The organism is Rhizobium sp. M1, from assembly GCF_002531805.1.
Taxonomy (GTDB): Bacteria; Pseudomonadota; Alphaproteobacteria; order Rhizobiales; family Rhizobiaceae; genus Rhizobium; species Rhizobium etli_C.
This window is the reverse complement of the sequence record NZ_NWSW01000019.1, coordinates 121,836-148,248: the sequence shown is the minus strand read 5'-3', so window position 1 is coordinate 148,248 and position 26,413 is coordinate 121,836. Positions and strand designations below refer to the sequence as shown.

The 26,413-nt window shown below is 61.8% G+C and carries 27 protein-coding genes and 1 pseudogene; 12 read left to right on the top strand and 16 right to left on the bottom strand.

Translation table 11 applies throughout. The features are described from left to right. Positions 1-19 precede the first annotated feature (19 nt). The 6 genes and pseudogenes from CO655_RS19925 to CO655_RS19900 form a co-directional block, all read right to left on the bottom strand. Positions 20-319: pseudogene (locus tag CO655_RS19925) on the bottom strand (LysR substrate-binding domain-containing protein); the annotation flags it as partial. A gap of 254 nt (positions 320-573) precedes the next feature. Then, complete coding sequence (maiA, locus tag CO655_RS19920; RefSeq protein WP_097605238.1) at positions 574-1,209, bottom strand: maleylacetoacetate isomerase; 636 nt, start codon at positions 1,207-1,209, stop codon at positions 574-576. 218 nt (positions 1,210-1,427) lie between these two features. Further along, positions 1,428-1,844 (bottom strand): organic hydroperoxide resistance protein, encoded by a 417-nt coding sequence (locus CO655_RS19915; protein ID WP_097666097.1) that lies wholly within the window; start codon positions 1,842-1,844, stop codon positions 1,428-1,430. Between the two features lie 191 nt (positions 1,845-2,035). Further along, positions 2,036-3,358, bottom strand: coding sequence for an ATP-binding protein (locus tag CO655_RS19910; protein WP_097666095.1), 1,323 nt, complete (start codon positions 3,356-3,358; stop codon positions 2,036-2,038). Beyond that, positions 3,355-4,095: a response regulator gene (locus CO655_RS19905; RefSeq protein ID WP_039620139.1), complete on the bottom strand. Its 741-nt coding sequence runs from the start codon at positions 4,093-4,095 to the stop codon at positions 3,355-3,357. Before CO655_RS19905 ends, CO655_RS19910 begins: the two co-directional genes overlap by 4 nt. Before the next feature lie 227 nt (positions 4,096-4,322). Next, positions 4,323-5,375, bottom strand: coding sequence for an alpha/beta hydrolase (locus CO655_RS19900; RefSeq protein ID WP_097666093.1), 1,053 nt, complete (start codon positions 5,373-5,375; stop codon positions 4,323-4,325). A gap of 358 nt (positions 5,376-5,733) precedes the next feature. Here CO655_RS19900 and CO655_RS19895 point away from each other — a divergent pair, with 358 nt between their 5' ends. Both CO655_RS19895 and CO655_RS19890 read left to right on the top strand, forming a co-directional pair. Further along, on the top strand, positions 5,734-7,509 hold the full coding sequence (locus CO655_RS19895; protein WP_097666091.1) for a cytochrome c biogenesis protein DipZ: 1,776 nt from the start codon (positions 5,734-5,736) through the stop codon (positions 7,507-7,509). A gap of 53 nt (positions 7,510-7,562) precedes the next feature. Continuing rightward, complete coding sequence (locus tag CO655_RS19890) at positions 7,563-8,321, top strand: alpha/beta hydrolase (RefSeq protein ID WP_097605242.1); 759 nt, start codon at positions 7,563-7,565, stop codon at positions 8,319-8,321. A gap of 127 nt (positions 8,322-8,448) precedes the next feature. Here CO655_RS19890 and CO655_RS19885 read toward each other — a convergent pair whose 3' ends face one another. Beyond that, positions 8,449-10,599, bottom strand: coding sequence for an OmpA family protein (locus CO655_RS19885; protein WP_097666089.1), 2,151 nt, complete (start codon positions 10,597-10,599; stop codon positions 8,449-8,451). A 331-nt stretch (positions 10,600-10,930) separates the two neighbouring features. Between CO655_RS19885 and CO655_RS19880 the strand changes: the two genes are divergently transcribed. From CO655_RS19880 to CO655_RS19865, 4 genes are all read left to right on the top strand, one after another. Continuing rightward, on the top strand, positions 10,931-11,704 hold the full coding sequence (locus CO655_RS19880) for a transporter substrate-binding domain-containing protein (RefSeq protein WP_097605244.1): 774 nt from the start codon (positions 10,931-10,933) through the stop codon (positions 11,702-11,704). 113 nt (positions 11,705-11,817) lie between these two features. Then, positions 11,818-12,624, top strand: a complete 807-nt coding sequence (locus tag CO655_RS19875) for an ABC transporter permease (RefSeq protein ID WP_097605245.1) — start codon at positions 11,818-11,820, stop codon at positions 12,622-12,624. Next, positions 12,621-13,451, top strand: a complete 831-nt coding sequence (locus CO655_RS19870) for an ABC transporter permease (RefSeq protein ID WP_010031490.1) — start codon at positions 12,621-12,623, stop codon at positions 13,449-13,451. The genes CO655_RS19875 and CO655_RS19870 overlap by 4 nt, the downstream gene beginning before the upstream one ends. 162 nt (positions 13,452-13,613) lie before the next feature. Beyond that, positions 13,614-13,880 (top strand): usg protein, encoded by a 267-nt coding sequence (locus CO655_RS19865; protein WP_004678350.1) that lies wholly within the window; start codon positions 13,614-13,616, stop codon positions 13,878-13,880. Here the strand turns inward: CO655_RS19865 and CO655_RS19860 are convergent, their stop codons facing one another. Beyond that, positions 13,881-14,606 (bottom strand): DUF2270 domain-containing protein, encoded by a 726-nt coding sequence (locus tag CO655_RS19860; RefSeq protein ID WP_097666087.1) that lies wholly within the window; start codon positions 14,604-14,606, stop codon positions 13,881-13,883. It lies immediately after the preceding gene. Positions 14,607-14,740: 134 nt separating this feature from the next. Here CO655_RS19860 and CO655_RS19855 point away from each other — a divergent pair, with 134 nt between their 5' ends. The 4 genes from CO655_RS19855 to CO655_RS19840 all read left to right on the top strand — a co-directional run bounded on the left by CO655_RS19855 (position 14,741) and on the right by CO655_RS19840 (position 17,156). After that, positions 14,741-15,559, top strand: coding sequence for a methyltransferase domain-containing protein (locus CO655_RS19855; protein WP_097666123.1), 819 nt, complete (start codon positions 14,741-14,743; stop codon positions 15,557-15,559). 99 nt (positions 15,560-15,658) lie between these two features. Continuing rightward, positions 15,659-16,345 carry a glutathione S-transferase family protein gene (locus CO655_RS19850; protein WP_097605247.1) on the top strand — a complete coding sequence of 229 codons (687 nt, stop codon included), beginning with the start codon at positions 15,659-15,661 and terminating at the stop codon, positions 16,343-16,345. Next, positions 16,342-16,683: a metalloregulator ArsR/SmtB family transcription factor gene (locus tag CO655_RS19845; protein WP_097605248.1), complete on the top strand. Its 342-nt coding sequence runs from the start codon at positions 16,342-16,344 to the stop codon at positions 16,681-16,683. Before CO655_RS19850 ends, CO655_RS19845 begins: the two co-directional genes overlap by 4 nt. After that, a complete protein-coding gene (locus CO655_RS19840) occupies positions 16,680-17,156 on the top strand; it encodes an SRPBCC family protein (protein ID WP_097666085.1) in 477 nt (158 codons plus the stop codon). The genes CO655_RS19845 and CO655_RS19840 overlap by 4 nt, the downstream gene beginning before the upstream one ends. Before the next feature lie 18 nt (positions 17,157-17,174). Here the strand turns inward: CO655_RS19840 and CO655_RS19835 are convergent, their stop codons facing one another. The 8 genes from CO655_RS19835 to CO655_RS19800 all read right to left on the bottom strand — a co-directional run bounded on the left by CO655_RS19835 (position 17,175) and on the right by CO655_RS19800 (position 24,549). Next, positions 17,175-17,615: a DUF1801 domain-containing protein gene (locus tag CO655_RS19835; protein ID WP_097666083.1), complete on the bottom strand. Its 441-nt coding sequence runs from the start codon at positions 17,613-17,615 to the stop codon at positions 17,175-17,177. Between the two features lie 45 nt (positions 17,616-17,660). Beyond that, a complete protein-coding gene (locus CO655_RS19830; RefSeq protein WP_097666121.1) occupies positions 17,661-18,128 on the bottom strand; it encodes a DUF1801 domain-containing protein in 468 nt (155 codons plus the stop codon). 5 nt (positions 18,129-18,133) lie between these two features. Continuing rightward, a complete protein-coding gene (locus tag CO655_RS19825; RefSeq protein WP_097666082.1) occupies positions 18,134-18,346 on the bottom strand; it encodes a hypothetical protein in 213 nt (70 codons plus the stop codon). 60 nt (positions 18,347-18,406) lie between these two features. Beyond that, positions 18,407-18,817 (bottom strand): SRPBCC domain-containing protein, encoded by a 411-nt coding sequence (locus CO655_RS19820; protein WP_097666080.1) that lies wholly within the window; start codon positions 18,815-18,817, stop codon positions 18,407-18,409. After that, positions 18,814-19,137 carry a metalloregulator ArsR/SmtB family transcription factor gene (locus tag CO655_RS19815; protein WP_097605253.1) on the bottom strand — a complete coding sequence of 108 codons (324 nt, stop codon included), beginning with the start codon at positions 19,135-19,137 and terminating at the stop codon, positions 18,814-18,816. The genes CO655_RS19820 and CO655_RS19815 overlap by 4 nt, the downstream gene beginning before the upstream one ends. Before the next feature lie 246 nt (positions 19,138-19,383). Continuing rightward, positions 19,384-21,336, bottom strand: coding sequence for a hypothetical protein (locus tag CO655_RS19810; protein ID WP_141514337.1), 1,953 nt, complete (start codon positions 21,334-21,336; stop codon positions 19,384-19,386). A 799-nt stretch (positions 21,337-22,135) separates the two neighbouring features. After that, the gene (locus CO655_RS19805) at positions 22,136-23,818 is read right to left on the bottom strand and encodes a molecular chaperone HscC (RefSeq protein ID WP_097666076.1); all 1,683 of its coding nucleotides are present in this window, start codon (positions 23,816-23,818) and stop codon (positions 22,136-22,138) included. 356 nt (positions 23,819-24,174) lie between these two features. After that, positions 24,175-24,549: a hypothetical protein gene (locus CO655_RS19800; RefSeq protein WP_097666074.1), complete on the bottom strand. Its 375-nt coding sequence runs from the start codon at positions 24,547-24,549 to the stop codon at positions 24,175-24,177. Positions 24,550-24,707: 158 nt separating this feature from the next. Here CO655_RS19800 and CO655_RS19795 point away from each other — a divergent pair, with 158 nt between their 5' ends. Next, positions 24,708-25,577: an NAD(P)-dependent oxidoreductase gene (locus CO655_RS19795; protein ID WP_097605257.1), complete on the top strand. Its 870-nt coding sequence runs from the start codon at positions 24,708-24,710 to the stop codon at positions 25,575-25,577. Further along, entirely contained in the window at positions 25,574-26,257 is a 684-nt protein-coding gene (locus CO655_RS19790) for a DNA alkylation repair protein (protein ID WP_097666072.1), read from the top strand. Before CO655_RS19795 ends, CO655_RS19790 begins: the two co-directional genes overlap by 4 nt. Positions 26,258-26,413: the final 156 nt, after the last annotated feature.

Below are 26,413 nucleotides of genomic sequence, written 5' to 3'. Positions count from 1 at the left end.
TGCCCGGAGCGAGCGGGATCTACCCTCGATAACGAAGCGTATCGACGACGAGGGCGAAGGCCGCCGAGGCGTGCCGGCGGCTCGGATAATAGAGGTGGTAGCGGGGAAACGGCGGACACCAATCCTCCAGCACACGCAGCAGCCGCCCGTCGGCAAGATGCGCCTGCACGGCATCCTCCGGTAGATATGCCAGCCCCGCGCCGGCGAGCGCCGCATTCAGCCGAAGAGTGTTGAATGTCAGCTGCCCCTCGACGCGAACCTTCAACTCGTGCCCGTCGCGCTCGAACTCCCAGGCATAGACGCTGCCAAAGGTCGGCAGACCGCATGTCGGACCGATGCGCACCGCGATCATGTCTTTCAAGATCGATGGCGACCGTTACTCTCCGCAGCTGCAGGCAAGGGTCAACCGCTAAGCAAAGTCCTTCCGTCACGCTCGGGCTTGTCCCTGGGCTGTGTCCCGAGCATCTGCTTCCACTCGATAGGACAGCAGATCCTCGGCACAAGGCGCACAAGGCCGACGAGGACGTCGTGTGGAGAACGAAATCCTTTTTGGCTGCGTCTTCATCAATCGGATCATTTTCTCGGCGCCGGCGCATTCTCATGAAAAGCCGGTATCGTCTCCAGCTTGGTGACGATCTCCGCGATATCAGGCCACCGGGCAAGGTCGAAGCCCATGCGTCGGGCGCTGATCGCCTGTGGAAAGAGGAAGATGTCGGCTATGCCAGGCCTGTCTCCGACGGCGAAAGCGCCATTCCTGCGGCCGGCAATCATCGTCTCGACCGCGGCCATTCCCTCGCCGACCCAATGACGGCTCCAGGCGGCAACGGTGTCGGCATCGGCTTGAAAGGCAGCCTTCAGATGCAGGCCGATCCGCGGCGGCAGCAGCGCGTGGATCTCGGCTGCGATCGCAAGCGCGATCGAACGGGCCTGCGCCCTGCCTTCAGCCGTATCGGGCAGCAGCGGCGGCTCTGGCTGAACCTCATCTAGATATTCGACGATCGCCAGCGATTGGGTGATGAGCACGCCGCCATCCGTCAGCAAGGCCGGCACCAGCCCCTGCGGGTTGACGTTGCGATAGCCGGCCTGCCGGCTCTCGGCATCTTCTCCGAGAATGCTCACCGGCAGTGCCTCTGCCGTCAGCCCCTTGAGCGCCAGCGCGATCCGGACCCTTGAGGTCGCAGAAGAAATTTCGTTCTGGTAGAGTTTCACTGTCATTCTCCCTGTTGAATTCAGAAAAGCGGTTGCTCAACCGCGAAAGCCGCCGTTACAAGGCCCGCAAGCGGCGATGGCTCGTGCGAGCTGATGTCGTAGATACAGGGGGCGGCGAAGACCGCAGCTGCCAGAACGCAGATAATCATCAATCTCATTGGACCCTCCATCGGCGAAGCCCGGCTGGGCCTCGCCCTGTTTCCTTTCCGCTGCCGCCTTCAGGCAATGCTCAGCTCGACATGGATATTTCCGCGTGTCGCCTTCGAATACGGGCAGGTCCGGTGCGCCTCGTCGACAAGCGCCTTGGCGACATCCGGCTCGATGCCGGGCAGGCTGACCTTGAGACGGGCCTGCAGAAAATAATCGCCGTCCGTCGTTCCGAGATCGACTTCGGCATTCACCGCAGTCTCCGCGGGAAGCCTGAACTTCAGCTTGCCGGCGGCAATGCCCATCGCGCCGATGAAGCAGGCGGACCAGCCGGCGGCGAAAAGCTGCTCGGGATTGGTGCCGGGCCGCGCGCTGCCGGGAGGCGAGAGCTTGATGTCGAGCTGGCTGTCGTCGCTTTGCGAAGCGCCGTCGCGCCCGCCGGTGGTGCGGGTCTTGCCGGTATAGAGAACCTTTTCGATATTTGTCATGGGAACACTCCGTAGATTGGCCGCTGAACAGGAGGAGATCGCTGCTGCGGCCGGGTTGACGAAGTGAGTTTTGACCGGCCGATATATCCTGCATGTTTCCGAAATCGGTCGAAATGTCACAAAACGTAGCATCCGGTGTCAGGGACATTCTTGCATACAAAACCGCCGAAAAAACCTCCGGCAACCTGCGGTCACCGCAGGGTGACTTCCGCCGCAAGCCCGCCACCGGCGCGATTGTATAGCCGCAGCGAACCACCGATCTTTGCCGTCAGCTGCTGGGCGATCGCAAGGCCAAGGCCCGTACCGCCGGTCTCGCGGTTGCGGGATTGCTCCAGTCGAAAGAACGGCTGCATGGCTGCTTCCAGCATATCGTCCGGTATTCCGGGCCCGCGGTCCATGACCGATATGACCACATGCTGTTCCGCGTCATGCCCGACGCTGATCTCGGCTGAGCCTGCAAATTTCAGGGCATTGTCGATGAAGTTCGACAGGATGCGGCGAAGGGCATGCGGCTTGGTGAAGGCGGCGCCCTCAACCAGCCCGACGACCGTGACGGCTTTCCCGGTGTCCTGATAGTCGTAAGCTATGCTGTCGATGAACGAGGAGAGATCGATCCGGGCGTTCTTCTCCCCGCTGCCATGGGCGCTGCGCGCATAGGCTATGCCGTCCTGCACGAGGCGCTGGATCTCGGCGAGATCATTCACCAGCTTGTCCCTTTCGGGCGAATCCTCCGCCATATCGGCGCGCAGCCGCATGCGGGTGATCGGCGTTTGCAGGTCGTGGGAAATCGCCGCGAGTATCTGGACGCGCTCTTCGAGATAATGGGCGATCCTCTCCCGCATAGCATTGAACGCCCTCGCCGCATGCGCGACTTCGCTCGGCCCCGTCTCGCTCAAAGCGGGACCGTCCTTGTCAGGATCGAGCGCATCTGCGGCAGCGGCCAGCCTTCCGAGCGGCCGGATCGCCAGGCGCACCGCAAACCAGGTACACAGGATGAGCAGCGCCATCTGGACGGCAAAGACATACGGCAGCCATTCCGCGATCGGCATGACGCCCCTCGGCGTCACATCGATGGTGAGCGGGCTGCCGTCGCTCAGCGTCAGATGCGCCTGCAGCCGGTTCACCTCGCCCGGTATCCGTTCGATACGGATCGGGAAGCGGTGCCCAACGGCCGCCTCTATCTTTCCAGCGATCTCCCTGCCCTTGCTGGAGGCGTCGGGCACACCCGCCAAGCCAGGCCCGAGTTCGAATCGGTAGTTGCCGCGGCTCAGCCAGTCCACAAGGTCGCCGCGCTCGGCCGCCGGGAGCCGGTCGAGAACGGCAATCGATGTTGCAACGTCGTTCTCGAGCGTGCCGAGCATCACCGCCTTGGCCGACATGTAGCGCTCCATGTAGAGAACGCTGAAGGAAAGCCCGTAGGCGAAGGCCAGGCCGACCAGCAGGATGAGAAAGATCCTCGATCGCAGCGTTCTCGGCCACATCAGGCCAGGCAGCATGGCGACCGCACTCCTCATTGCCGCGGCTCCGAAATTTCGACCGGAACCGAGAAGACATAGCCTTCGCTGCGCACCGTCTTGATGTAGGTGGGTTCGCGCGCATCGTCTCCCAGCCGCTGCCGCAGGCGGCTGACCAATAGATCGATCGAGCGATCGAAGAGCTCGGCGTCGCGCCCCTGCGTCAGGCTCAGAAGCTGATCGCGATTGAGGACCCGCTGCGGATGGTCGATGAAGACACGCAGCAGGCGGTATTCGGCGCCGCTCAGTGCAATCGCCGTCCCTTCCTTGTCCAGGAGGTGGCGAGCAACCGTGTCGAGCCGCCAATCGCCGAAGGTCAGCAATTGTCCCGCCTCGCTGATCTGCAGGTTGGGCGGCAGCATGCGCGTGCGCCGCAGCACCGCCTTGATGCGGGCGAGAAGCTCGCGCGCTGCGAACGGCTTGGCGAGATAGTCGTCGGCGCCCATCTCCAGCCCGAGGATCCTGTCCATCTCGTCGGTGCGGGCCGTCAGCATCAGGACCGGGATTGCCTTGTGCCGGCCGGCGCGCAGTTCGCGGCACAGCACCAACCCGTCGTCGCCGGGCATCATCACGTCGAGCACGATCAGGTCGACGGCATTGGCGTCCAGAAAACTGCGCATCTGGCGCCCGTCCGCGGCAACGCTGGTCCTGAGGCCATTCTTCTGCAGATAGCCCGAAACCAGCTCGCGGATTTCACGATCGTCGTCGACGATCAGGATATGATCGACATGATCCATATTTGCCTATTCCTCAACGCTGTGGCCGCGCCCAGCGCCTCGGTCATGATGCCGAAGCGTCAGACGCGACCTACGCATATTCCACCGGTCGGAGCAACGAGGCTCCGCGGCTTGATGCCGCCTCTAAAGCATGTCGTGCAAAAGTGTGCAGCGGTTTTGCGATAACGACATGCGAGAAAATAAAGACCTAAAGCGCGGGAAGCGAATCTGAAAGATCGCGAAGTGCTTCAGAAGCGATCGACGTCGATCACGGCTTGCGCAAAGGCCTGTGGCGCTTCCTGCGGCAGGTTGTGGCCGATGCCGCCGCCGATCGTGCGGTGCTCGTATCTGCCGGAGAACTTGGCGGCATAGGCGGAGGGCTCGGGATGCGGCGCTCCGTTCGCGTCACCCTCCATGGTGATCGTCGGCACCGAAATCATCGGCAAGGCGGCAAGCTTGTTCTCATAAGCGTCGTATTTCGCCTCGCCTTCGACGAGCCCCAGACGCCAGCGATAATTGTGAATGACGATGTCGACATGGTCGGGATTGTCGAAGGCGGCAGCGGATCTGTCGAAGGTCGCATCGTCGAAATTCCACTTCGGCGAGGCCGTCTGCCAGATGAGCTTTGCGAAATCATGGGTGTTGCTGGCATAGCCCAGACGGCCGCGTTCGGTGGCGAAGTAGAACTGGTACCACCAGGCAAGCTCGGCCTTGGGCGGAAGCGGCTTCTCGTTGGCTGCCTGGCTGCCGATCAGGTAGCCGCTGACCGATACCATCGCCTTGCAGCGCTCCGGCCAGAGTGCGGCCATGATGTTGGCGGTCCGCCCACCCCAGTCGTAGCCGGCGATCACCGCCTTCTCGATCTTGAGCGCATCGAGCAGGGCGATCATATCGGCGGCGAGCGCCGAAGGCTGGCCGTTGCGCGGCGTCTTGTCATCGAGGAAACGCGTCGTGCCGTAGCCGCGCAGGTAAGGAATGATCACCCGGTAGCCGGCCGACGCAAGCAGCGGCGCGACGTCGACGAAACTATAGATGTCATAAGGCCAGCCGTGCAGCAGCAGGACGACAGGACCATCCGCCTTGCCGGCCTCTGCATAGCCGATCTCCAGCACGTCGGTCCTGATCTGCTTCAGCGCTTCGAAGGACGTATGGGTTCCGGCGTTCACATCGGGCAAGGACGCGGGCGAAGCCGGCGCCGGCTGGGCAGATGCCGCGCCGGCTACGCCGAATTCGACTGCCGCAAGGGCGATGGCTGTCATGCCGAAGAAGCGGCGGCGGTGGTGGTTGATTTGCTCGGACATCGGTCTCTCCTCTCGAATGGATCACGGTGCTCAAAAGACGTTCGGCTTGTATCGCCCGTATGTCGCAAGCCGCGGTTTTTGAATACGAATGTAGACTCCGCCCCGCCAGATACACTCTGATACAATTGCGTTGCCTCCGCAGAGCATTGCAGGTCCGCCTCGACTATTTTGCCGCCGCCTCTGCGGATGAGGCAGTTTGTATTCTTTTGTATCGCTTCCGCCCCAGCGCAATAGTTCGGTACATTTTCCCGCCAAACCAGACACACCGGAGATACCTCCGCGCGGCTACATCGCGCCGTTGCTGGTTCAGGCCCATCGCCGTCCAGAGCCCGACCAATCGGTTTCAAAGGAAACGATGATGACACTTCTGATCATTGCCTATCTCGGAGGCGTGCTGACCATTCTCAGCCCCTGCATCCTCCCCATCCTCCCCTTCGTTTTCGCCCGCGCCGGCCAGCCCTTCGTCAAAAGCACGCTGCCGATGCTGGCGGGCATGGCCGCCACTTTCGCACTCGTCGCTACCCTTGCCGCAGTCGGCGGCAGCTGGGCCATCCGCGCCAATGAATATGGCCGCCTTGCCGCGATCGTTCTGCTCGCCCTCTTCGGCGTGAGCCTGCTTTCGCCGCGCTTTGCCAGCACCCTTGCCCGTCCGATCGTCGATCTGGGAAATAACCTCGTGAACGCCAGCGGCAGCGGACGCACGGCGCCGACGGTCCGGAGCGCCCTCATTCTCGGGGTTGCCACCGGCCTGCTCTGGGCGCCTTGTGCCGGGCCGATCCTCGGCCTCGTGCTGACGGGTGCTGCCTTGCAGGGCGCCAACCTTGAGACCAGCTTCCTGCTCGCTGCCTATGCAGCCGGCGCGGCGACCTCCCTTGCCGTCGCCTTGTCGGTCGGCGGAAAGATCTTTGCCGCCATGAAGCGCTCGCTCGGTCTCGGTGATCGCATTCGCCAGGTGCTCGGCGCTGCCGTGCTCGCAGGTGTCGCCATCATCGCCCTCGGCCTCGACACCAGCCTGCTGTCCCGCCTCTCCTATGCCAGCACCGCGTCTCTGGAACAGGCCGTGCTCGACCGGCTGCATGCAAAGGAGCTCGCCGCTGCACCCTCCGAGGTCGCGAGCAACGACGCGACGATCGTCGCGGCCGATGCGAAGAAGCCTTTCCGCAGCGATCTCCCCGTCGAGGGTTATGCGCCCTCGCTCGACGGCGCAGTCGAATGGCTGAACTCCAAGCCCCTGACCACCGAAGAGCTGCGCGGCAAGGTCGTCCTCGTCGACTTCTGGACCTATTCCTGCATCAACTGCATTCGCACGATCCCCTACACCAAGGCCTGGGCGGAAAAATATGCCGATCAAGGTCTCGTGGTGATCGGCGTCCACGCCCCGGAATTCGCCTTCGAAAAGAAGATCGACAACGTCAAAAGCGCGATCGGCGACTTCAAGATCGGCTATCCCGTTGCCGTCGACAATGACTACAAGATCTGGCGCGCCTTCGAGAACAGCTACTGGCCAGCCGCCTACCTGATCGATGCCAAGGGCCAGATCCGCTACCACCACTTCGGCGAAGGCAATTACGGCACCACCGAGAAGGCCATTCAGGACCTGCTGCGCGAGGCTGGAAGTGAGATGACCGCCAGCGCGCCGGTGGCCCCCGATGCCAAAGGCGTAGAAGCCGGTCCCGATCTCGGCAACGTCCGCTCCGGCGAGACTTACCTCGGCTACGAGCAGGCGACGAACTTCAGCTCACCCGAGGGGCTGCAGGCAGATGCTCCGCAGAACTACTCGATCAGCAAGCCGGGCCTCAATGGCTGGGGCCTGTCGGGAACCTGGACCGTTGGTAAGGATCAGGCAACGCTCGATCAGGCAGGCGGCGGCATCACCTATCGCTTCAGCGCCCGTGACCTGCATCTGGTTCTCGGACCCGGCGATGACGCTAAACCGGTCCGCTTCCAGGTGAAGATCGACGGCAAGGCTCCGGGTGCAGACCACGGCTCCGACATCGATGCCGACGGCAACGGCGCGGTCACCGCCACGCGTCTTTACCAGCTCGTGCGGCAATCCGGCACTGTCGATGCCCGCAACTTCGAGATCCGCTTCCTCGATCCCGGCGTCCAGGCCTACGCCTTCACCTTCGGCTGACCCGACACCGTTCCATTTCAAGGCCTTCAACATCGACCACAAGGAGTAAACCCATGAACAAGCATCTGACTTTCATCGCAGCCCTGGCCTTTGCCACCGCCGGAATCGCTTTTGCTGCCGAGGCTGCCTCGGTGAAGAACATCGTGATCGTCCACGGCGCCCTCGCAGACGGCTCGGGCTGGCGCAAGGCGACCGAAATCCTCGAAAAGCGCGGCTTCAACGTCACCATAGTCCAGGAGCCCCTCACCTCGCTCGATGACGACGTGGCCGCGACGAAGCGGGTTCTCGACCTTCAGGAAGGACCGACGCTGCTCGTCGGCCACAGCTACGGCGGCATGGTGATCACCGAAGCCGGCAACGATCCCCATGTCGCGGGTCTCGTCTATGTCGCAGCCTTCCAGCCCGACAAGGGCGAAAGCCTGCTCAGCCTCGCCAGCTCGAAGCCGGCCGGCAGCATGGACATCAAGGAAACCAAGGACGGCAAATATCTCTATCTCGACCCCGGCGCCTTCGCGGCAGATTTTGCCGCCGACCTTCCGAAAGCCGAGACCGATTTCCTGGCAAAGTCGCAGGTCTTCGCCTCAAAGCAGGCCTTCGCAGCCAAGATCGCAGAGCCGGCATGGCGCACGAAGCCCAGCTGGTCGATCGTCGCAACCGAGGATCGTGCCATCAACCCCGAACTGGAGCGCGATATGGCCAAACGCGCCGGCAGCGAAGTGACGGAGATCAAGTCCAGCCACGCCGTCTTCGCATCCCAACCGGAAAAAGTTGCCGACGTCATCGAAAGGGCGGCCAGAAAAGCCGGCGAGTAGAACCGGCAGGATGGGGGCGGCAGATGCTCGAAGCCCGCATGCCGTCCCTATCCAACTTTTGTCCCCATGGAGTGTGGGACAGCCAGTCCAGTTGCCCCTCTCCATGAATGGAGAGGGGCAACATCGTTTACTGCTTGGCGGCGACCGGACGAACCAGCGGCGTGACGCGGCGGATGGTGACGCGGCGGTTTTCCTGTTCCGGGTCTGATGTATTGACCTTCAAGTAGCGCTCGCCATAGCCCTGCGTCGCCAGGTTTTCCGGCGCTATGCCGTAGACGTCAGTGAGCACGTTGGCGACCGATTCCGCCCGCTGGTCGGAAAGGATCAAGTTGCTCTGGTCGGAGCCGACCGCATCCGTATGGCCTTCAATCAGGAAGGTCTCGCTCGGATCCTTTTCGAGCACCTGGTTGATTGCGTCGGCGACCTTGCGCAGCGTGCGTGCCTGGGTCATCGGGATCTCGGCGCTGCCGGTCGCGAAGGTGATCGTATCGAGATCGATGCGGCGCACCTTGTCGCGAATACGAGCGGAGTACTTCACCTCGTCAAGCGAATAGACCCGCTCCACCTGCTCGACCGGCGGCTCGCTGAGGAATTCGTAATAGTCCCGGTCAGGATCGCTGCTGGTGTCGATGATATAGTCGTTGAGCGGGACACGCAGCCGCATTGGCGGCAGATCAGCGCCCGGGTCGTCGAAATAGCCGCGATCAGGATCCTCGTAGAGATCAGGTGAGTAGTAGAGCACGTATTCGCGCCCGCGGGCATCGACGCGCGACCGCTGGATGATGTCGCCGTAGCGGTTGCGAATGGTGACGATACGATAGCCTTCCGGGCGCGTGATGGTCTCGCGATAGCGATTGTCCGGGAGCTCTTCATAGATCGGTCGTTCACCGTCGCGCAGGAACCGTCTGTCGTCGTCGCTGCGCACGATGATCTGATTATTGTACTGGATAATCACCCGATTATCGTCGGTTTGGTCGTCGATGCGCGCTCCCTCGGGACGGGCAAATTGCGGCCGCGTGTCGAGCCTCGTGCCCTTCTCGCTGGTAACTGCCTCGAGCTTTATCGCCGGCGCAGCAGCAGCTGCAGCGGCCTGCGCATCGGCATCCGAGGTCGGCACCTTCACCTCCTGGCTCTCGGCCCGCAGCTTGTCGCGATCACGGCGGCTTTCACGGCCCTTGCTGCGGTCGGCATCCTTGTCGCTGTCGAGCACGGCGGCGCCATTCTCGACCGGCAGCACGACGGTCTCGTTGCTCTTGGCCGGATCCGCGGCAACCTTCTTGCGGCGCTCCAGTTCCTCCGGAGAAACCTTTTCCGGTGCCGGAATCGCCTGCTCGACCTGCTGACCGCCGCTGGCATCCGGCGCAGGCTGGGCAGTGTCGGTGCTGGGCGCAGCCGGCTTTTCGCCGGCAGGCTGCTCAGCGGCAGGCTGCTCGGCGGCAGGCTTTGCGGCCGTGCCGTCGGCGGGCTTTTCGGCGGGCGCAGCTTCCGGGGCTGCCGCCTTGTCTTCGGTTGCCTTCTCCGCGGGTGCGGCAGCCTCGCCCTTCTTCGGCTTCTTCGCGGCAGGCGCTTCGGCCGTGGGTTTTACCTCCGGCTTGGCTTCCGGCGTGGCCTGTTCCTCGGCGGGCGTCACCGCTTCGGGAGCGGCAGTTTCGCTCTTCGCCTTAGCCTTATCCCGGCCTTTTTCCCGCTTGCCGCCTTCGGGCTTCGCCTCGGGCTGCGCCTGTTCCGTCTCCGGCTGGGCTTCCTTGGCGGCCGGCTGCTGTTCGGGCTCCGGCTGGACCTCCGGCTCGGCCTGTTTCTTCGGCTTCCTCGGCTTCTCCTGCGTTACCGGCTGCTGCTCCTGTTGGGGCTCGGCTTCCGGCTTGGCCTCTGGCTGGGTGTCCTTCTTGGCTTTGCGCTCGGGTTTGCTTTCGGCCTGCGGTGCCGGCTCTGCCTTCGGCGCGGCTTCGGCCTTCGGCGGCTCCGGCTCTGCCTTGGGTTCCGGCGCTTCCTTGCGCTCGGCCTTCGGTTTCTCGGCGGGCGCCTCCTTCGGCTGTTCCGCGGCCGGCGCCTGCTCGGCCGGGGCTTCCTCCTTCTGTTTGCGCTTCTTCTTCAAGAGCTCTTCTTCGGAAGGCGCGTCCTGCGCCACTTCGAAACTGCCCTGTTCCGCCTGCTGCACGGTCGCGGTTGGCGTCGTGACGTCGCGGACGGCAGCCATCGTCGTGGCGGGCTGGAGAGCCAGCGATAGGGAAAGCAGCGGGAAAGCTGCACTCGCAAACAATCTAGATTTCTTGCCCATCGGGTTTCCTCGATCCTGTTTGAGCTTCCTGAAGGCCGACAGGCCTTGGTTCGCCCCTAGCTTCGCAATGAGGCGAAACGGCGAATTGGCAAAGCGCCAAGCCGCCGATTTGTTCCGGTTCTAGGAAGCGCTGGATTAACCTCCCGTGAATGTGGCAGTCTGCTTTCGTTCATCTCGCCTGTTATTTGCACCGCACAATTGCGCGGGAATTTGTGTTGCAATTCCATGAAAAAAAGTCTGATTATCGCCGCAAGGCGGTGTCGACACCGTTGAATTGCGGTCGCGAGTCCAAGAGAAAAACAGACAGCGGCCACCAACAGAGAGGATCCTCATGTTTAACTCCACCCGTATCTTCGCGGCAGCCTCGATCGCGGCAATGTCGCTCTTTGCCGGCTCGGCCATGGCCGATGGCGAAAAATACGTGATCGGCACCGATTCGACCTATCCGCCCTTCGAATTCGTCGATGCCAGCGGCACGATCCAGGGCTTCGACATCGATATCGCCAAGGCGCTCTGTGCCGAGATGAAGGCTGAATGCAGCTTCGTCAGCACCGATTGGGACGGCATCATTCCGGCGCTCAACGCCAAGAAATTCGACATGATCGTCTCTTCCATGTCGATTACGCCGGAACGCCTGAAGCTCGTCGACTTCTCCAACAAGTACTACAACACCCCGCCGGCCATCGCCGTGCCGAAGGACTCCAAGATCGCCGACGTTGCTGGGCTAAAGGGCAAGGTGATCGGCGCGCAGACCTCGACGACGCACGCCAACTACGCCGAGAAGCATCTCGCCGACACCGAGCTGAAGCTCTATCCGACCGCTGACGAATACAAGCTCGACGTTTCCAGCGGCCGTGTCGATGCCGTCATCGACGACGTCGTCGTGCTCTCCGAATGGGTCAAGTCCGACGCAGGTGCCTGCTGCAAGATCCTGACCACGCTGCCGGTCGACAAGGAAATCAACGGCGAAGGCGCCGGCATCGCCATCCGCAAGGGCGATCCGCTGAAGGAAAAGCTCAACACCGCGATCGCGGCAATTCGCGCCAGCGGCGAATACAAGAAGATCCAGGACAAGTACTTCGACTTCGACGTTTACGGCGACTGAGAAATTCGGTATCTGGCCGATAAAGCGAATGGCGGAAGGCTTGCTCTTCCGCCATTTTTGTTTGACAACGGTAGCAAGATCAAAACGGCAAAAGCCGTGAGGGGAATTCCGGCATGGGCGGATTGTTTTCCGCGCTAGGCTCCGTCTGGAGCTCACTTGTGCACATATTCGATCCGCTGTGCGGACCCGTCGGCATCTTCACCTGGTTTGGTCAGTCGACGATTCTTGCCTGCGGCGATACTGGCTGGGGCGACGAAATCGCCCTCGGCTTGCAGGTCACCGTTTCGGTGGCGATCGTCACCCTGCCGATCGGCCTCGTCATTGGTTTCCTCGTGGCGCTGGGCCAGCAGTCGGAAGAAAAGCCGCTGCGGGTGGCTGCCGGCATCTACACGACAATCTTCCGCGGCCTGCCGGAGCTTTTGACGCTCTTCATCATCTATTACGGCATGCAGATGCTGATCCAGTCCCTCCTGGAGCTTGCCGGCTATGTCGGACCGCCGATCGAGATCAACGCTTTTTTCGCCGGCGTGATCGCGCTGTCGGTCGTCTTCTCCGCCTACTGTTCGGAAGTGCTGCTCTCGGCTTTCCGCGCCATACCCAAGGGCCAGTATGAGGCGGGAGACTCGCTCGGCCTGCATCGCGGCCGCACGCTGCGGCTCATCATCCTGCCGCAGCTCGTGCGAATCGCACTCCCCGGCCTGACCAACCTCTGGATGGTGCTGCTGAAGGACACGTCCTATGTCTCGATTATCAGCCTTGCCGACATCCTGCGCCAGACGAGCGTCGCCGTGCGGGTGACCAAGGAACCCTTCTTCTTCTACGGCATCGCCTGCTGTCTCTATCTGGTGCTCGCCATCCTCTCTTCGTTCCTGCTCGTCCGCATCGACCGCTGGGCCAAACGTTCCGAGGTCCGCCGATGAGCTATGCCGAAGCCTTGATCCCGCCGCAGCCCGCCCCCCGAGAAGTGGCAAAGCCGATGACGGTGGCCCGCCTCAGCGGCTATATCCTCGTTGCCTTCTGGGCGCTGTTCGCAGCGCTGCTGATCTTTACAGTCGTCAATGGCTGGGATCCGGACAAATTCACCCGCTACGGGCCGCGTTATCTGCACGGTCTCTGGGTGACGCTCAGCCTTGTCGCCATCTCCGTCGTCTGCGGCGCCATCCTGTCGCTGCCGCTTGCCATGGCGCGGCTGTCGAAGAACCGGGCGCTGAATTGGTTTGCCTATGGCTATATTTATTTTTTCCGCGGCACGCCGCTGCTTGCCCAGCTCTTCCTGGTCTATTACGGCCTCGGCGTTTTTCGTCCGCAGCTGGAAGCCATCGGCATCTGGTGGTTCTTCCGCGAAGCCTGGTATTGTGGCCTCTTCGCCATGACCATCAATACGGCAGCCTATCAGGCGGAAATCCTGCGCGGCGCAATCGAGAGCGTGCCGCACGGCCAGCGCGAGGCGGCCGCCGCACTCGGCATTCACAAGGCCATTGCTTTCCGCAAGGTCATCCTGCCCCAGGCCTTTATCGTCGCGCTGCGTCCTTATGGCAACGAGATCATTCTTCTGATCAAGGGCTCGGCGGTCGTCGCCATCATCACCGTGCTCGATCTGATGGGCGAAACCCGCTACGCCTTCTCCCGCACCTTCGACTACCAGACCTATCTCTGGGCGGCGATCTTCTATCTCGCCATCGTCGAGGCGCTGCGCCATCTCTGGGCGTGGATCGAGCGTCGGCTGACCCGCCACCTCAAGCGTTGACGCACTGGCAGCACTCGCGGAGCCGTGCTGCCAAGCCATTGATATTAAAAATAAATTGTCCTTTCCTGAAGTATCTGTAAAATTTCCGTTAACCACTCGCATGTTTCCATATCACGTAGCGCTAATAAGCGCGCGAGTGGGAACAAGAAGAAGCGGAATAAAATGCACACGGACATGGAAAGACAATTGCAAGGTTACGGCCTGACGACTGCCCAGATCCTCTATCGCCTGCCGGACCATCCGACGATCCTGCAGACCTACGTCTGGCAGGATTACGACCTCGCCCCGGATTTTCCCGAGATGCGCGGCTTCCTGAAATTCTGGCAGGAGAAGCTCGACGGACCGTTGCATTCGGTGCGCTACGTCCACCGCAAGCTGATCTCGGCAACCGAGTGGCGGGCGCTGAAGGGTGAGTTCATCCTGCACTGATCAGACATGCGCCTCGCCATGGCCGAACTCGCCCTCGTCGCGATCTGGACGCAGCGCGAAACAGACGATGCCGGCATAGAAGGCGACGACCGTAGCAATGACCGCAAGGCCGGGCATCGGCCCGAGCACCGCATTGTCGATGACATAGGCCCATGAATGCGCCTGCAGCGCCGGCGCGCCCTCCGTCTGCAGTTTCGGCGTCGAGATCTTCAGGCACCAGGCAAGGAGCAGGATGAAGTACATCCAGCCGTAATTGCGCTTGAGACGGCGATGCATGGCCTCGCCATAACTCAGCAGGAAGCGCGGATGGCGGAGGCTGCCGGCGATCACCGCGGCCCATTCGCTGCCGCTATTGGGATCGGGCGCCAGAATCTGCGCGAAATAGAAGCGCTCGATCTGGCGGATGCGGGCGCGGTAAATGTCGAAAAAGCGGTAGCGCCGCGCCTCGATCATCAGAAGCAACGTGATCAGCATCATCCCGAACAGCAGCACGCCGTGATGCGAGGTCGGGGTCGACAGGGATACCGAGAGCAGCGCCGCCACCACGGTGATCGCCCAGTTGGAGGTCCGGTCGATGCGATCGCGCCAGCTCGTCATCCGCCCGAGCTCGCCACGGTAATAATGGATGAGCGTATTGGTGGTCTCGCCTGGTGTACCCGGCAGCAGCGACATCCGCACATCCTCTCTTTCCCTTATCGATGATATTCTGTCCTGCTCCGTCTCCATGATTTTCCTCCCTTCGTCTCCCATTCGGCTGCCTCTCACAGGGCGCCCGACCATTCTGCGCCTGCAGCCACGCCATTGCAAAACATCGAAAGCCGCCTTAGAGCCGTGCCTGAAACAGAAGGATGGTGACCGCGATGGCAAAGAAGATCGACGAAGAAGCCCTTGCCGAGGCCTATAATCGCGCACTGGCGCTGGAAAAGGCCGGTGATGTCGACGCGGCCGTGGCGGCCTATGAGGAAGTACTGGCGATCGATCCGGACGACCACGGAGGAGCCGCCGTGCGCATCGCCGCGATGGGCCGCGGTGAAACGCCGGCCAAGGCGCCCGACGCCTATATCGAGACCCTGTTCGACCAGCATGCCGAGGTCTTCGAGGACGTGCTCGTCGAGCAGCTTGGCTATCACGTGCCGATGCTGGTGCGCCAGCGCCTGCAGCAACTGAAGCTCGGACCATTCAAGCGGTTGCTCGACCTCGGCTGCGGCACGGGTCTGACCGGCGGCGCCCTGCGCGACCTCTGCGAAGATATGACCGGCATCGACATATCAGAAAAGATGGTCGAGATGGCTCATGAGAAGGATCTCTACGAGACGCTCTTCGTCGCCGAAGTCGAGGATTTCCTCGAGGACAATGACGAGGAAGCCTTCGACATCATCACCGCAACCGATGTGCTGCCCTATCTCGGGGCGCTCGAACCGTTGTTCTTCGGAGCCGCCGAGAATCTGACGGCGGGCGGCCTCTTCATCTTCTCCTCCGAAACCCTGCCCGAAGAAACTCTCGCCGGACGCGCTTACATGGTCGGCCCGCATCAGCGCTTCGCCCATGCCGACGCCTATGTGAGAGAGCGGCTGACGGCCACCGGTTTCGAGCTTGTCGAGATATCGGATATCAACGTGCGGATGGAAGATGGACAGCCGACGCCCGGCCATCTGGTGATCGCCAAGTATACCGGCTGACGGAATACTTGCATGATCGGCGAAGTATCTGTTGCGCGGTGTGCGGCAAGCTGTTACTTAGTCGATCGGTAAAGTTTTCCAAATTGGAAAGGTCGCCCCATGTCGCTTGTGCTTTATGGGCATCCGCTCGCCTCCTTCTGCCACAAAGTGTTGATTGCGCTTTACGAAAACGGCACACCCTTCGAGAACCGGATCGTCGATCTATCCGACGAGACCTCGCGTGCCGATCTCTTCCGCTTCTGGCCGATCGGCAAGATGCCGCTGCTGCGTGACGAGGCCCGCGACAGCACTATCCCCGAGACCTCGATCATCATCGAATATCTCGAGCAATATTATCCCGGCCCCGTTCGCCTGCTGCCGCTGGAGATCGACCGGGCGCTGCAGGTCCGCCTCTGGGACCGCTTCTTCGACCACTATGTCCAGGCACCGATGCAGTCGCTGGTCAGCAATCGTCGCCGACCCGAGGGCGAGGCGGATGAGATCGAGATGGCCGCCTCCCGGGCGACACTCGGCACCGCCTACGCGATGATCGAAAAACAGCTGGCCGGCAAGCAATGGATATCCGGCGACGATTTCACCATGGCCGATTGCGCCGCGGCCCCGGCCCTCTTCTACGCCGAGACGCTGATCCCGTTTTCATCGGAGCAGCCCAACCTTCGCGCCTATTACGATCGGCTGCTGGCGCGCCCATCCTTTGCAAGAACGCTGGAAGAAGCCCGGCCCTATTTCAAGTTCTACCCTTATAAAGAGAGGCTGCCCGCCCGCTTCCGGGATGCCGCGGGATGATCGACGGCCAGGCGGATCTCGACCGCATGTTCCACGCGCTTTCCGACCGCAGCCGCCGTGGCATGATCGACCGCCTCGGCCGCGGCCCGGCCTCCGTCACCGAGCTGGCGGCGCCGCTCGCCGTCGCCCTGCCGACGGTGATGAAACACCTGCAGGTGTTGGAAGACAGCGGCCTCGTATTCTCCGAAAAATCCGGCAGGGTGCGGACCTACCGCCTGCAGCAGGATGCGTTTGCCACCGTCGAGCGCTGGGTGGAACAGCGAAAGACCCGCTGGACCACCGCCTTCGACAGGCTGGACCAATTTCTCGCCGATGAGCCGGAGACCCTCCCCGAATGACGACACGATCCGCAGAACACGCCACCCTCGTCATCGAACGCCACCTGAAGGCGCCCGTCGCCCGCGTCTTCCGCGCCTGGTCGCTGCCGGAATCCAAGCGCCAGTGGTTCGCCTGCCACGGCGATTGGGTGCCGCTGGAATACGGCCTGGATTTCTGCCCCGGCGGACTGGAGAGGAATTATGTCGCCGATACCGACGGGCTCCTGCACGCCTATGACGCCCGTTACATCGACATCGTGCCCGATGCGCGGATCATCTACGCTTATGAGATGAAGCTCGGCGAAGCCCGCATCTCGGTCTCACTCGCCACCGTCGCCTTCGAAGCCGAACCCGGCGGCACAAGGATGGTCTTTACCGAACAAGCGGTGTTCCTTGACGGCTATGCCGACAACGGCGCCCGTCTTCAGGGCACCGAAATCGGCCTCGACAATCTCGAAATCTTTCTCGAGCGCGAGACAAGCCCGATCCATTAGCAAGTTTCAGATATTGCATCACTTTTTAGAACGAGAGGCCTTGGCTGACATGTTCAACGCGGCGGCGGCGCGAACGAGCGCCTTCAACGCCTCCTCGTCGATCTTGTCGCTCTCGTGGATATCGATGGCGCGCCGGGTGTTGCCTTCGAGGCTGGAGTTGAAGAGGCCCGAAGGATCCTCCAGCGCAGCACCCCTGGCAAAGGTCAGTTTCACCACGCTCTTATAGGTCTCGCCGGTGCAGATGATGCCGCCGCGCTCCCAGACCGGAACCCCTCGCCACTTCCATTCCTCGACAACGTCAGGCTCGGCCTGCCTGACGAGCGCCCGGACCCGCGCAAGCGTCTCGCCGCGCCAATCCTTGAGCTCCTCGATCCTCGCATCGATCATTTGGGAGGGCGAGGTTTCTTCAGCCCCCTGCCCGGAACCGCTCTTCTTCATGCTTGCCGTCGCTTTCTTCATGATTGTCTCTCTTCATCGGCCCAGATATCGATGACATCGCTGCGGTCACATCCGCTCTCCGGGCAATCGGCTGGCCTGCTCCACCCAGGCGGTGAGCTGGGCTTCATCGATGTCGTCATCCTCGCGGATGTCGAGGTAACGCACGTCTTTCTGCTTGGACGCGCCCGGCGGCGGAGGATCAAGCAGGGCGCCGCGGAAGAAGGCCACCTTGACGTATTTCGTGAAGCAATGGACGCCGAGGAACCAGCCCTGCCCTTCGATGCCATAGAAGGGAGAGTTCCATTTGACTGCCTTGGATACGCCAGGCACCGTGGCGGTGATTATCCCATCGAGGCGACGACCGATCTCACTTTTCCAGCCCGGCATCGCCGCGATATAGGCTTGCACGGGCGCGTCGCCATGACCTTTGGCGATCTGCGGGTTGCCACCCGACAGCAGCTTCGGCGTCGCGGCCGGTTCGGCGGCCGTCTCGGCTGTCACCTTGGCCGCCGTCTTGGATTTCTTCTCGGCCATCGCATTCACTCCCATCTCCCGCGCCACCTCGCGGCATAGGGCAGCAGGAACAGATAAAGACCGGTCAGCATCAACAGGCAGAGCGGCAACAGCGCCAAGAAGCCACCCCAGACGGTCGATTTCTCCTGCAGCACGGCGATGATATTGACGATGACAGCCGCCGTAAAGGCGACGGACAGCCAGCGATGAATTTGCCGAAACCGGTTGTTCCCGTTCAAAGGGACCTCCTATCCCGGGAAAATGAGCTTCGGCGACGGACGATCCGCCCTTCGACGATCTCACTCCGACCGCGCCAGAACCTGCTCCAGATTTGCAAAGAACTGCGTCCACCCGCTCCTGGCGCCCCCGTAAGCCTGCCGCTGATCCGGCCGGAAACCAGACTGCTCCATCCGCAAATGCGTGCCGGTGCCGGTTGGAGTGAGAGTCCAGGTGACCACGCTTTCCAGCCCATAGGCTTCCCAGCTATAGGACAGGGTCTTGTTCGGCTCGATTTCCAGGACCTTGCAGTCGACAGAGCCCCAATCCGCGCTGAAACTGAAACGATGATCGATGGCGGGCTTGAAGTCGCTCTTCATCAGCCACTCCTGGAGCAAGTGCGGCTGGGTGAGCGCCCGCCAGATCTTTTCCGAGGCATAGGGCATTTCCCGCTCGATGACGACGGAGCGCGTTTCGGTCGATGTGTCGGTCATTGATCCATCCTTTTCAGCAAATCTTCGAGAGCGTTAAAGCGGCTTTGCCAGAAGCCGGCCATCTCGCTCGTCCAGTCGACCAGCGGGGCCAGCGCGCCAAGTTGCGCACTGTAATGCGTCTGCCGTCCTTCGTGGCGGTCGCGCACCAATCCGGCCTGCTTCAGGATCCCAAGATGCTTCGAAACAACCGGCTGCGACACGCCGGCCCGCTCCGTCAGAGCCCCGACCGTCTTCTCCCCTTCCCGGCACAGCCGCTCGAACAGAGCCCGCCGCGTCGGATCGGCAAGCGTCCGGAAGAGCACGTCATGGGCGTTTGGCATTGATGATCCATATCTCAAGAGCTATGAATTGACGTATAGCTGGAGAGGCATACGTGAGTCAAGCCGCAAGCTGGGGCGAGGTTCTGACAAGGCTGCGTTCAAGGGCACCAGAGGCTCGCGACGCATAGCGATCAACGGAGAATTTACATAGCTCTACAGCTATACATAGAAGAATTTCGCATCAGTCGCGCGCCAGCGCTGCGACAGGCATCGAGCCGCTTCAAGCCGACCGTTTCGCAACCGGGATTACTGGCCGCTTCTTTCCGGCGCCTGAAGCGCCGACAGCACGGTCTGGGAATATCCACCGTCAATCATACACCATCCGTTTTTTTGGAATGCCTGCCGAATATCTGCCTTAGCCCGCCTGTCATCTCCCATCGCACGGAGTGCGATCACTCGATGAACATAAAACTCATTGCATTCCCTTGCCTCAAGCGCTCGGTCGAATTCCAGAACTGCCTTGTGATAGTCCTCCTCACGGACAAACCACTTGCCGAGAATAAAGTGAATCTCCGAGATCAGATTGTTACGGGTGAAACTATAGATGCCATCCCGCGGGATGAACTGCACGACCTCTGCCAGGATAGCCGGATCGCTGATGCCCTCCTGCGTCTTGCTGAACCGCTCCACTTCCTCTTCGAGCGCATCGAACCCGCTATCTAATTGGCCCATCCCCACGTCATTGCCGGACACCCTCCCGGTTGCGAAAGCCTGGCGGTAGCAATCCGGTTCCGCAAGCGTAAGCCGCCCCAACGTCTGCCAGAGACCCGTGCTCGTCGAAATGCCGGCACCAGAGAAATTCTCCAGCGATTGAGCGATCACCCCGCGCATACGCAGACGATCTGTATCGCTGCTCGAGGCAAGGCAAATCCGGGCGATATCGAGGAAACTCGAGCGCGCCGTCTTTGAATTGATGCGGGACAGCCCCGGCAGGCGAGCGTCGGCTCCCGTCAGGCGATCGGGATGCTCCTTGAGATACCGTGCGGCGCCAAGCTCGGCATCGTTACCGGCGACGCCCCCAGCTCCGCTTATCGAGATCAGGAAATTTGCATCGGGCGACCCGATCGGACCGATCTCGGCAAGTGCATCCGCAGGAACCGTCAGCAAGTGATGGAGTCGGCTGACGAGCTGGACGTCGTCGATGTCGGCAACCCCGATCGCACCCCCGAGAAATCTGTCGAGCAGCAGTCTGCGCATTTCCTCCGGGAAGGCATCCAGATTTGGCCCGTCGCTGCGCGGCGGAATCGCGGCCCAGACTGCAGCAATGGCTTCCGGACCTTTCGCGGCAGTGAGCGTCGGCTGCCAGCTTGCAAGCGCCCGCTGAATTTCCATGCGCCGCTCCGGCGTTGCCAAGCGATAGGCATCGGCAAGGACGCGCAGCTTGCGTTCGCGTTCGGCTCCGGCTGTCGCAAGAGTCGGTCCAACCAGCTCTCGATCGGAGCCCGAGAACCAGCTCTTTCCTCGCAATCGGTCCGCGCGGCGGTGCAACTCGGCCAGCCATTCGCGATTTTCGAGATCGCGCACCACGATAGGCGTGCTCTTGCCGCGGTCGTGGAAGTTCAGCAGTTCCGCCGAATTGACGAAGTCGATCAGGTCGAAGAGTGCGCTGTCAGGCACCCCGTCATCATCTGCGGTAGCATCGAGCGCCGAAATGACGAGCTCCGAAACGACGGCCTCGGCCGGCCTGTCCAGATCGTCCTTCAGCTGCAGGAAAGTCGAGATCACGATCGGCGCCAGAACGAGCGCCGCCAGGGAAAGGATGAGCTCGACGACAAATATGCCCCGCACATAATCGTGCCATTTGTTCCGCAAGGCCTCGTGTCTGGGCGTGCTGGACCAGAGTCCGCGACGGTCGGCGCGCATCACCCGCCGCAGTGATGCGCTGATCCCAAGGCGGTGGACGAAAAACGCCATGAAGATGCGCGCAATCAGCAGAAGCGGAATACTCACCAGGGCGATCATCTGTGCGATATCGTTCGACGTCGAAGAACCGCCCGCGGCGATCAGGCCGAGCATCGCCAGGAAAACTGCGCTCTCCCAGGTCAGGCCGGCGGCCGCCAATCGCGTCGTCGGCGCGATCAAGGTTTTCCAGTCAAAGCGGAACGGCCAGCGGCGACATTCGACAGCTTCCTTATGAAATTTAACGAGTTCGACTGTCTGCAGCGCAAAAATACGATCCTCCGGCGGAAAGATCGGCAAGCCGGTCTGCGCGTCGCTATAGGCCGCCCGCCCCGCCTCGCGCCGCTGCAGAATGCCGCGGGCGGATTGAGCATGCGCCAGCCAGGAGAAATAAACCATTGCGGCATCCTGGCCGCAGAGATGAGCGAGCGACGCCGGTCGCTCGGCAAACCGGCACTGCTGTTCGATCGTTTCAACGACGGCGGCAAAACCATGCCCCCGCGTGAATTCTTCGATCGTCTCCAGTCCCTGAAGGCCGGCACCAGGAAGGATCGGCGGGAAATTGCGGCCGATTTCCTTCAGCAACTGGTCATGACGCTGCAGACTGAGTCCCGCGGCCATATCGAAAAGTTCGGTCCACGATTGCGTCTTCTTGGCTGCCGGGCCAGCGCTCCAGGGTCGGTCCTTGTCCGGCGCCACGATCGCACGCAGACGCTCGAAAACCGAAACGTTCCGCCTGTCGCCGACATCACCAACGGCAATTTCGGCAGATCTCGCGGGCTCCTCCCCCGGATCCACCTGATCGCTAGCGACGGGGATCGTTTTCTCATCCTCGGCAGCATCAGTCCTCGTCAGCAGCGCAAGGTCGGCATTCCTCTCCGAATCCTCCCGAGCTTCGACAGTCAAAGCCGGCAACGCGGCAGGCTGCGCGCTCGCCCAGTTCAGCGCCGCATCTTTGGCGCCGACCAACCGCTGGAATCCCTCCGGATCTTCGTCGGGGCGAAAATCGCGCAGCCGCCGGGCATAGGCGCGCCGAATGTCGTTCTCATCCTCAGTCGGTGCGATCTGCAGGAGCGTCCAGCAAGTTTCAGTCATAGGATCAAAGAATTCTACGTTCGAACTGATTCAATGTTTCTGCGAATGCGCGGCGCACGCTGTCGAGGTCATGGTTCGCCTGGTCCTTCAGCGCCGTCTCAAATTGCAGCAGAAGCTGCGCGATATGCTCTCGGACCGATCCCAGCGATTCGGCGTAGAGTCTTTCCGCGCGAGCGATCAGCGAACGGTTTTCCTGCTGATCTCGCGGCGCCAGCTTGATCGACGCAAGCGCCGCGAAGCTCTTGTCGAGCTCCTGGTCATTGAGATTGGACTGGTTGCGGAAGACCTTCCGTTCGACGTGTCCCGTCGAATTGACCTTTACCTCGACCTCCAGCGCGCCGTTAATGTCGTAAGTGAAACGCACCGCCACGGACTCCCTGCCGGCAGGGCCCGGTGGGACCGATACTTCGACGGTTCCGATCCGCACATTCTGCGACGGACGCATGTGCTCGCCTTGCAGCACCTCGATGCTCACATGCGTCTGCATGTTCGATGCGGTCCAATAGATGTTTTCTCGGCTGATTGGGACCACGGCATTGCGTTCGATGATCGGCGACAGGACAACACCGTCGGGAGCTCTCGGATCGAGAACCGAGGTTCCCAGGGTAAAGGGACAAACATCGGTCATGATGATTTCGTCGAGCGCGCCACGGCGATGCTTGAGACCGGCCTGCACCGCCGCACCGATCGCAATGGCATGGTCGGGCCGCGCGTGGACCAGCGGAAAGCGGCCGAACAGCCTGGTGACGAGATTGCGCACGAGCGGCATCCTGGTCGCGCCGCCGACGAGAACGATCTGGTCGATCTTGGCAATGTTGACACGGGCATCTCGAACAGCACTTTCAATCGGGACGCGCATCCGCCTGAGAAGGGTCGCAGCCGCCTCCTCAAAGGTGGTCCGGTTCAGCTCTCCCGCGCATTGCGTCTTGCCGAGCGTGAAATCATAATCTGCCTCCACCCTGTCGGTGAGGGCAGATTTGAGCGTTTCCGCCTCACGCAGCAGCCGCGCCCGGTCACGGGGATCCAGCTTGGCCTCGTTCAGTTCATGCCGCTTGATCAGGAGTTCAACGATCACGTCGCGGAAATCGTTGCCGCCGAGCAGGGAATCGCCGGCAGAAGCCCTGATTTCCATCACGTTTTCGTATTTGTGCAGAAGCGACACGTCGAATGTTCCGCCACCGAGATCAAGAATCAGAAAACAGCCGTCCCCGGCCGCCTCCAGCCCATGCGCCAGCGCCGCGGCAGTAGGTTCGTTGACCAGCCGCTCAACCTTCAGGCCGGCCAGCCGCGCCGCGTCGAGCGTCGCCTTGCGTTGCGGATCGTTGAAGTAGGCCGGAACCGAAATGACGGCCTCGACGATTTCTTCGCCGATCCTCGCCTCGACATCGTTCTTGAGCGACTTCAGCACCAACGCCGACAATTCCTCGGCGCGCCAGGTCTTGCCGGCCAACTGCACCGTGTTGGCGCTTCCCATCCAGCGCTTGAACGAGGCGACCGAGCGTTGCGGATGTGTGATCAACCGATCGGCCGCCGCCCTGCCGACCAGCAATACGCCGTCGTCGGCAATGCTGACCGCCGATGGCGTCAGAGTCTCACCGAGCGCGTTGAGGACGAGCGTCGCACCATCTTCCGACCAGACGGCCACCAGCGAATTGGACGTGCCGAGATCGATACCGATAATTGCCATAAAAACCTCGAATGCGAATGAAACGGATGCGGCGCGGCCGCTACCTCTATGGAAATGATAGCGAAATCTTTATGGCCTCACCGCCGTCGGCATGCGCGGGCCGGCCGAAGCGCCATGGCGAGATGGCGGGTAAGACTGCGTCGTCGGGGAGCAGGCATTGGGATGGATCAGACTCGATGGATGCATGTTGATATCAGGCAAGAGTTCTTTATGCATCTCTTAGTTGATCTAAATTGAAACATGCTTCAGAAAGCTGATAAAAATCTACCGATGCCGAGACTTTCCTGCGCGCCGCCCGCCATTCTTAGTTTGGCCGACTGCTCGGTGCTGCCGCCGCGCCAGCCCGATGACCTGCCTTACGAACTCTCCGGACGCTCGGCCTCCAGCCGCTCCCGAATGAACGTGGGGCCACCAGCAAGACGCGCCGCAAGCAGGCTCGCGGGATCGACCAGACGCCAGTAGGGCGTCACCGTCGAAACCGGCTCGCCCGTCGCCAGCGCGCCGAAGGACAGTTCGGCGATAGCTCGCAAATGCCGCTGCACCGTCACCGGACAGCAGGCATCCGCCCCGTATTGGGCGGCGAGGCGGCGGCGGAGGGCGCCGAGATCGGTGTGAACACCTTGCGGTGCTGATCGGATCTGTTCCGCCACCATCTGCTGCGACGGAATGAGCATCGCTTGCATGCCACTGCGGCCCTTTCGCCGCTGCTTGATCGTCGGAATTTCGCTCATACCGTCCCCCGGAGTATTGCGCCTTCCTGCAATCTAGAGCTGGACCGAACGACGGCCAGCCTCACGTCAATCGACGGGAAGTCGCTTCTGACGGCTTTTCTGCTCCCGCCGTTTCGGTTAATCCTCGGGGCCTCTCACTCAGGAAAAGGATAAGACATATGGCTAAAGTCGCGTTCATCGGTCTCGGCGTCATGGGCTTTCCCATGGCCGGCCACCTGAAGATCAAGGGTGGCCACGATGTTACCGTCTACAATCGCACCGCCGAGAAAGCCGCCGCCTGGGCTGAGAAATTCTCCGGCAAATCCGCCCCTACCCCGGCTGCGGCCGCGGAGGGGGCCGATTTTGTCTTCGTCTGTGTCGGCAACGATGAAGATCTCCGATCGGTGACATCAGGCGAGAGCGGCGCTCTGCATGGCATGAAGCCTGGATCGGTGCTGATCGACAACACCACCGCCAGCGCCGAGGTCGCTCGCGAACTTTATGCAGCGGCAAAGCAAAAAGGTGTCGACTTTATCGACGCTCCGGTTTCCGGCGGCCAGGCCGGCGCCGAAAACGGTGTCCTGACCGTCATGTGCGGCGGCGACGAAGCCGTTTATGAGCGCGCCAGGCCCGTCATCGAAGCCTATGCCAGGATGGTCGGCCTGATGGGGCCGGCAGGCTCCGGACAGCTGACCAAGATGGTCAACCAGATCTGCATCGCCGGCCTCGTCCAGGGCCTCGCCGAAGGGCTGCATTTCGGCAAACGCGCCGGCCTCGATATCGAAAAGGTCGTCGAGGTAATCTCCAAGGGTGCTGCCGGCTCCTGGCAGATGGAAAACCGCCACAAGACCATGAACGCCGGCAAATATGATTTCGGTTTCGCAGTCGACTGGATGCGCAAGGATCTGAGCATCGTGCTCGCCGAAGCTCGCCGCAACGGCGCCAAATTGCCGGTCACGGCCATTGTCGATCAGTTCTACGGCGACGTGCAGGCGATGGGCGGCAATCGCTGGGACACCTCCTCGCTGCTCGCCCGTCTCGAGAAATGATCGGCCCCTCCTCCGATCCGGCAGAACTGATCGCGCATCTCGAAACGCTGCGCTCGGAGGAGAATGTCGCCGGGATGGCGCGATTCGGCATCGTCACCGGTCGCGCTCTCGGCATTTCCAATCCCGATATCAGGGCGGTCGCCAGATTGGCGAAGAGGGATCACATCAGGGCAATGCAGCTCTGGCAAAGCGATATCCGCGAAGCCCGCCTGCTTGCCCTGTGCACAGCTGAGCCGAAACGGTTGACCGCGGAAGAAGCCAGAAGCTGGGCCAATGATTTCAATTCCTGGGAGATCGTCGACTGCGCCGCCGATCTCTTCGTCGAGGCCCGGCTAGACGAACTCATACCGGAATTCGCCGCCGACGCGCGCGAGTTCGTTCGCCGCGCCGCCTTCGCCATGATCGCCGGCGCCGCCGTCCACCGGAAGAACGAGAGCGATATGACTATCCTTGCCTGGCTGCCGCTGATCGAGGCGCATTCCGGCGATTCCCGCAACTTCGTTCGCAAGGCTGTCAATTGGGCACTGCGCAGCATCGGCAAACGCAATCGCGGCTGCCACGGCCCGGCGCTGCGGCTGGCGAAGCGTCTGGCCGAAAGTGCGGATAAAACCGCCCGCTGGATCGGCAGGGATGCGGTCAGGGAGCTGAGCGGCGAAAAGCTTATGGAGCGGCTGAAATAGCGCGATTCCGCGTCTAACGCATGTCCCGGAAAAGCATGCAGCGGTTTTGCGGCAACCACATGCGCAAAAACAAGGCGCTAAAGCAACGAATCAACCAAGATTCAAAAATCACGCCTGGCAGCAATCAATCGGTCGACCACATGGTCGGGTATCAGG

What these genes read in the sequence shown, in the direction of transcription:
- CO655_RS19915 (WP_097666097.1), bottom strand. Translation starts at nt 1,844, where the DNA reads ATGACAAATATCGAAAAGGTTCTCTATACCGGCAAGACCCGCACCACC.
- CO655_RS19910 (WP_097666095.1), bottom strand. Translation starts at nt 3,358, where the DNA reads ATGAGGAGTGCGGTCGCCATGCTGCCTGGCCTGATGTGGCCGAGAACG.
- CO655_RS19905 (WP_039620139.1), bottom strand. Translation starts at nt 4,095, where the DNA reads ATGGATCATGTCGATCATATCCTGATCGTCGACGACGATCGTGAAATC.
- CO655_RS19900 (WP_097666093.1), bottom strand. Translation starts at nt 5,375, where the DNA reads ATGTCCGAGCAAATCAACCACCACCGCCGCCGCTTCTTCGGCATGACA.
- CO655_RS19895 (WP_097666091.1), top strand. Translation starts at nt 5,734, where the DNA reads ATGACACTTCTGATCATTGCCTATCTCGGAGGCGTGCTGACCATTCTC.
- CO655_RS19890 (WP_097605242.1), top strand. Translation starts at nt 7,563, where the DNA reads ATGAACAAGCATCTGACTTTCATCGCAGCCCTGGCCTTTGCCACCGCC.
- CO655_RS19885 (WP_097666089.1), bottom strand. Translation starts at nt 10,599, where the DNA reads ATGGGCAAGAAATCTAGATTGTTTGCGAGTGCAGCTTTCCCGCTGCTT.
- CO655_RS19880 (WP_097605244.1), top strand. Translation starts at nt 10,931, where the DNA reads ATGTTTAACTCCACCCGTATCTTCGCGGCAGCCTCGATCGCGGCAATG.
- CO655_RS19875 (WP_097605245.1), top strand. Translation starts at nt 11,818, where the DNA reads ATGGGCGGATTGTTTTCCGCGCTAGGCTCCGTCTGGAGCTCACTTGTG.
- CO655_RS19870 (WP_010031490.1), top strand. Translation starts at nt 12,621, where the DNA reads ATGAGCTATGCCGAAGCCTTGATCCCGCCGCAGCCCGCCCCCCGAGAA.
- CO655_RS19865 (WP_004678350.1), top strand. Translation starts at nt 13,614, where the DNA reads ATGCACACGGACATGGAAAGACAATTGCAAGGTTACGGCCTGACGACT.
- CO655_RS19860 (WP_097666087.1), bottom strand. Translation starts at nt 14,606, where the DNA reads ATGGAGACGGAGCAGGACAGAATATCATCGATAAGGGAAAGAGAGGAT.
- CO655_RS19855 (WP_097666123.1), top strand. Translation starts at nt 14,741, where the DNA reads ATGGCAAAGAAGATCGACGAAGAAGCCCTTGCCGAGGCCTATAATCGC.
- CO655_RS19850 (WP_097605247.1), top strand. Translation starts at nt 15,659, where the DNA reads ATGTCGCTTGTGCTTTATGGGCATCCGCTCGCCTCCTTCTGCCACAAA.
- CO655_RS19845 (WP_097605248.1), top strand. Translation starts at nt 16,342, where the DNA reads ATGATCGACGGCCAGGCGGATCTCGACCGCATGTTCCACGCGCTTTCC.
- CO655_RS19840 (WP_097666085.1), top strand. Translation starts at nt 16,680, where the DNA reads ATGACGACACGATCCGCAGAACACGCCACCCTCGTCATCGAACGCCAC.
- CO655_RS19835 (WP_097666083.1), bottom strand. Translation starts at nt 17,615, where the DNA reads ATGAAGAAAGCGACGGCAAGCATGAAGAAGAGCGGTTCCGGGCAGGGG.
- CO655_RS19830 (WP_097666121.1), bottom strand. Translation starts at nt 18,128, where the DNA reads ATGGCCGAGAAGAAATCCAAGACGGCGGCCAAGGTGACAGCCGAGACG.
- CO655_RS19820 (WP_097666080.1), bottom strand. Translation starts at nt 18,817, where the DNA reads ATGACCGACACATCGACCGAAACGCGCTCCGTCGTCATCGAGCGGGAA.
- CO655_RS19815 (WP_097605253.1), bottom strand. Translation starts at nt 19,137, where the DNA reads ATGCCAAACGCCCATGACGTGCTCTTCCGGACGCTTGCCGATCCGACG.
- CO655_RS19805 (WP_097666076.1), bottom strand. Translation starts at nt 23,818, where the DNA reads ATGGCAATTATCGGTATCGATCTCGGCACGTCCAATTCGCTGGTGGCC.
- CO655_RS19800 (WP_097666074.1), bottom strand. Translation starts at nt 24,549, where the DNA reads ATGAGCGAAATTCCGACGATCAAGCAGCGGCGAAAGGGCCGCAGTGGC.
- CO655_RS19795 (WP_097605257.1), top strand. Translation starts at nt 24,708, where the DNA reads ATGGCTAAAGTCGCGTTCATCGGTCTCGGCGTCATGGGCTTTCCCATG.
- CO655_RS19790 (WP_097666072.1), top strand. Translation starts at nt 25,574, where the DNA reads ATGATCGGCCCCTCCTCCGATCCGGCAGAACTGATCGCGCATCTCGAA.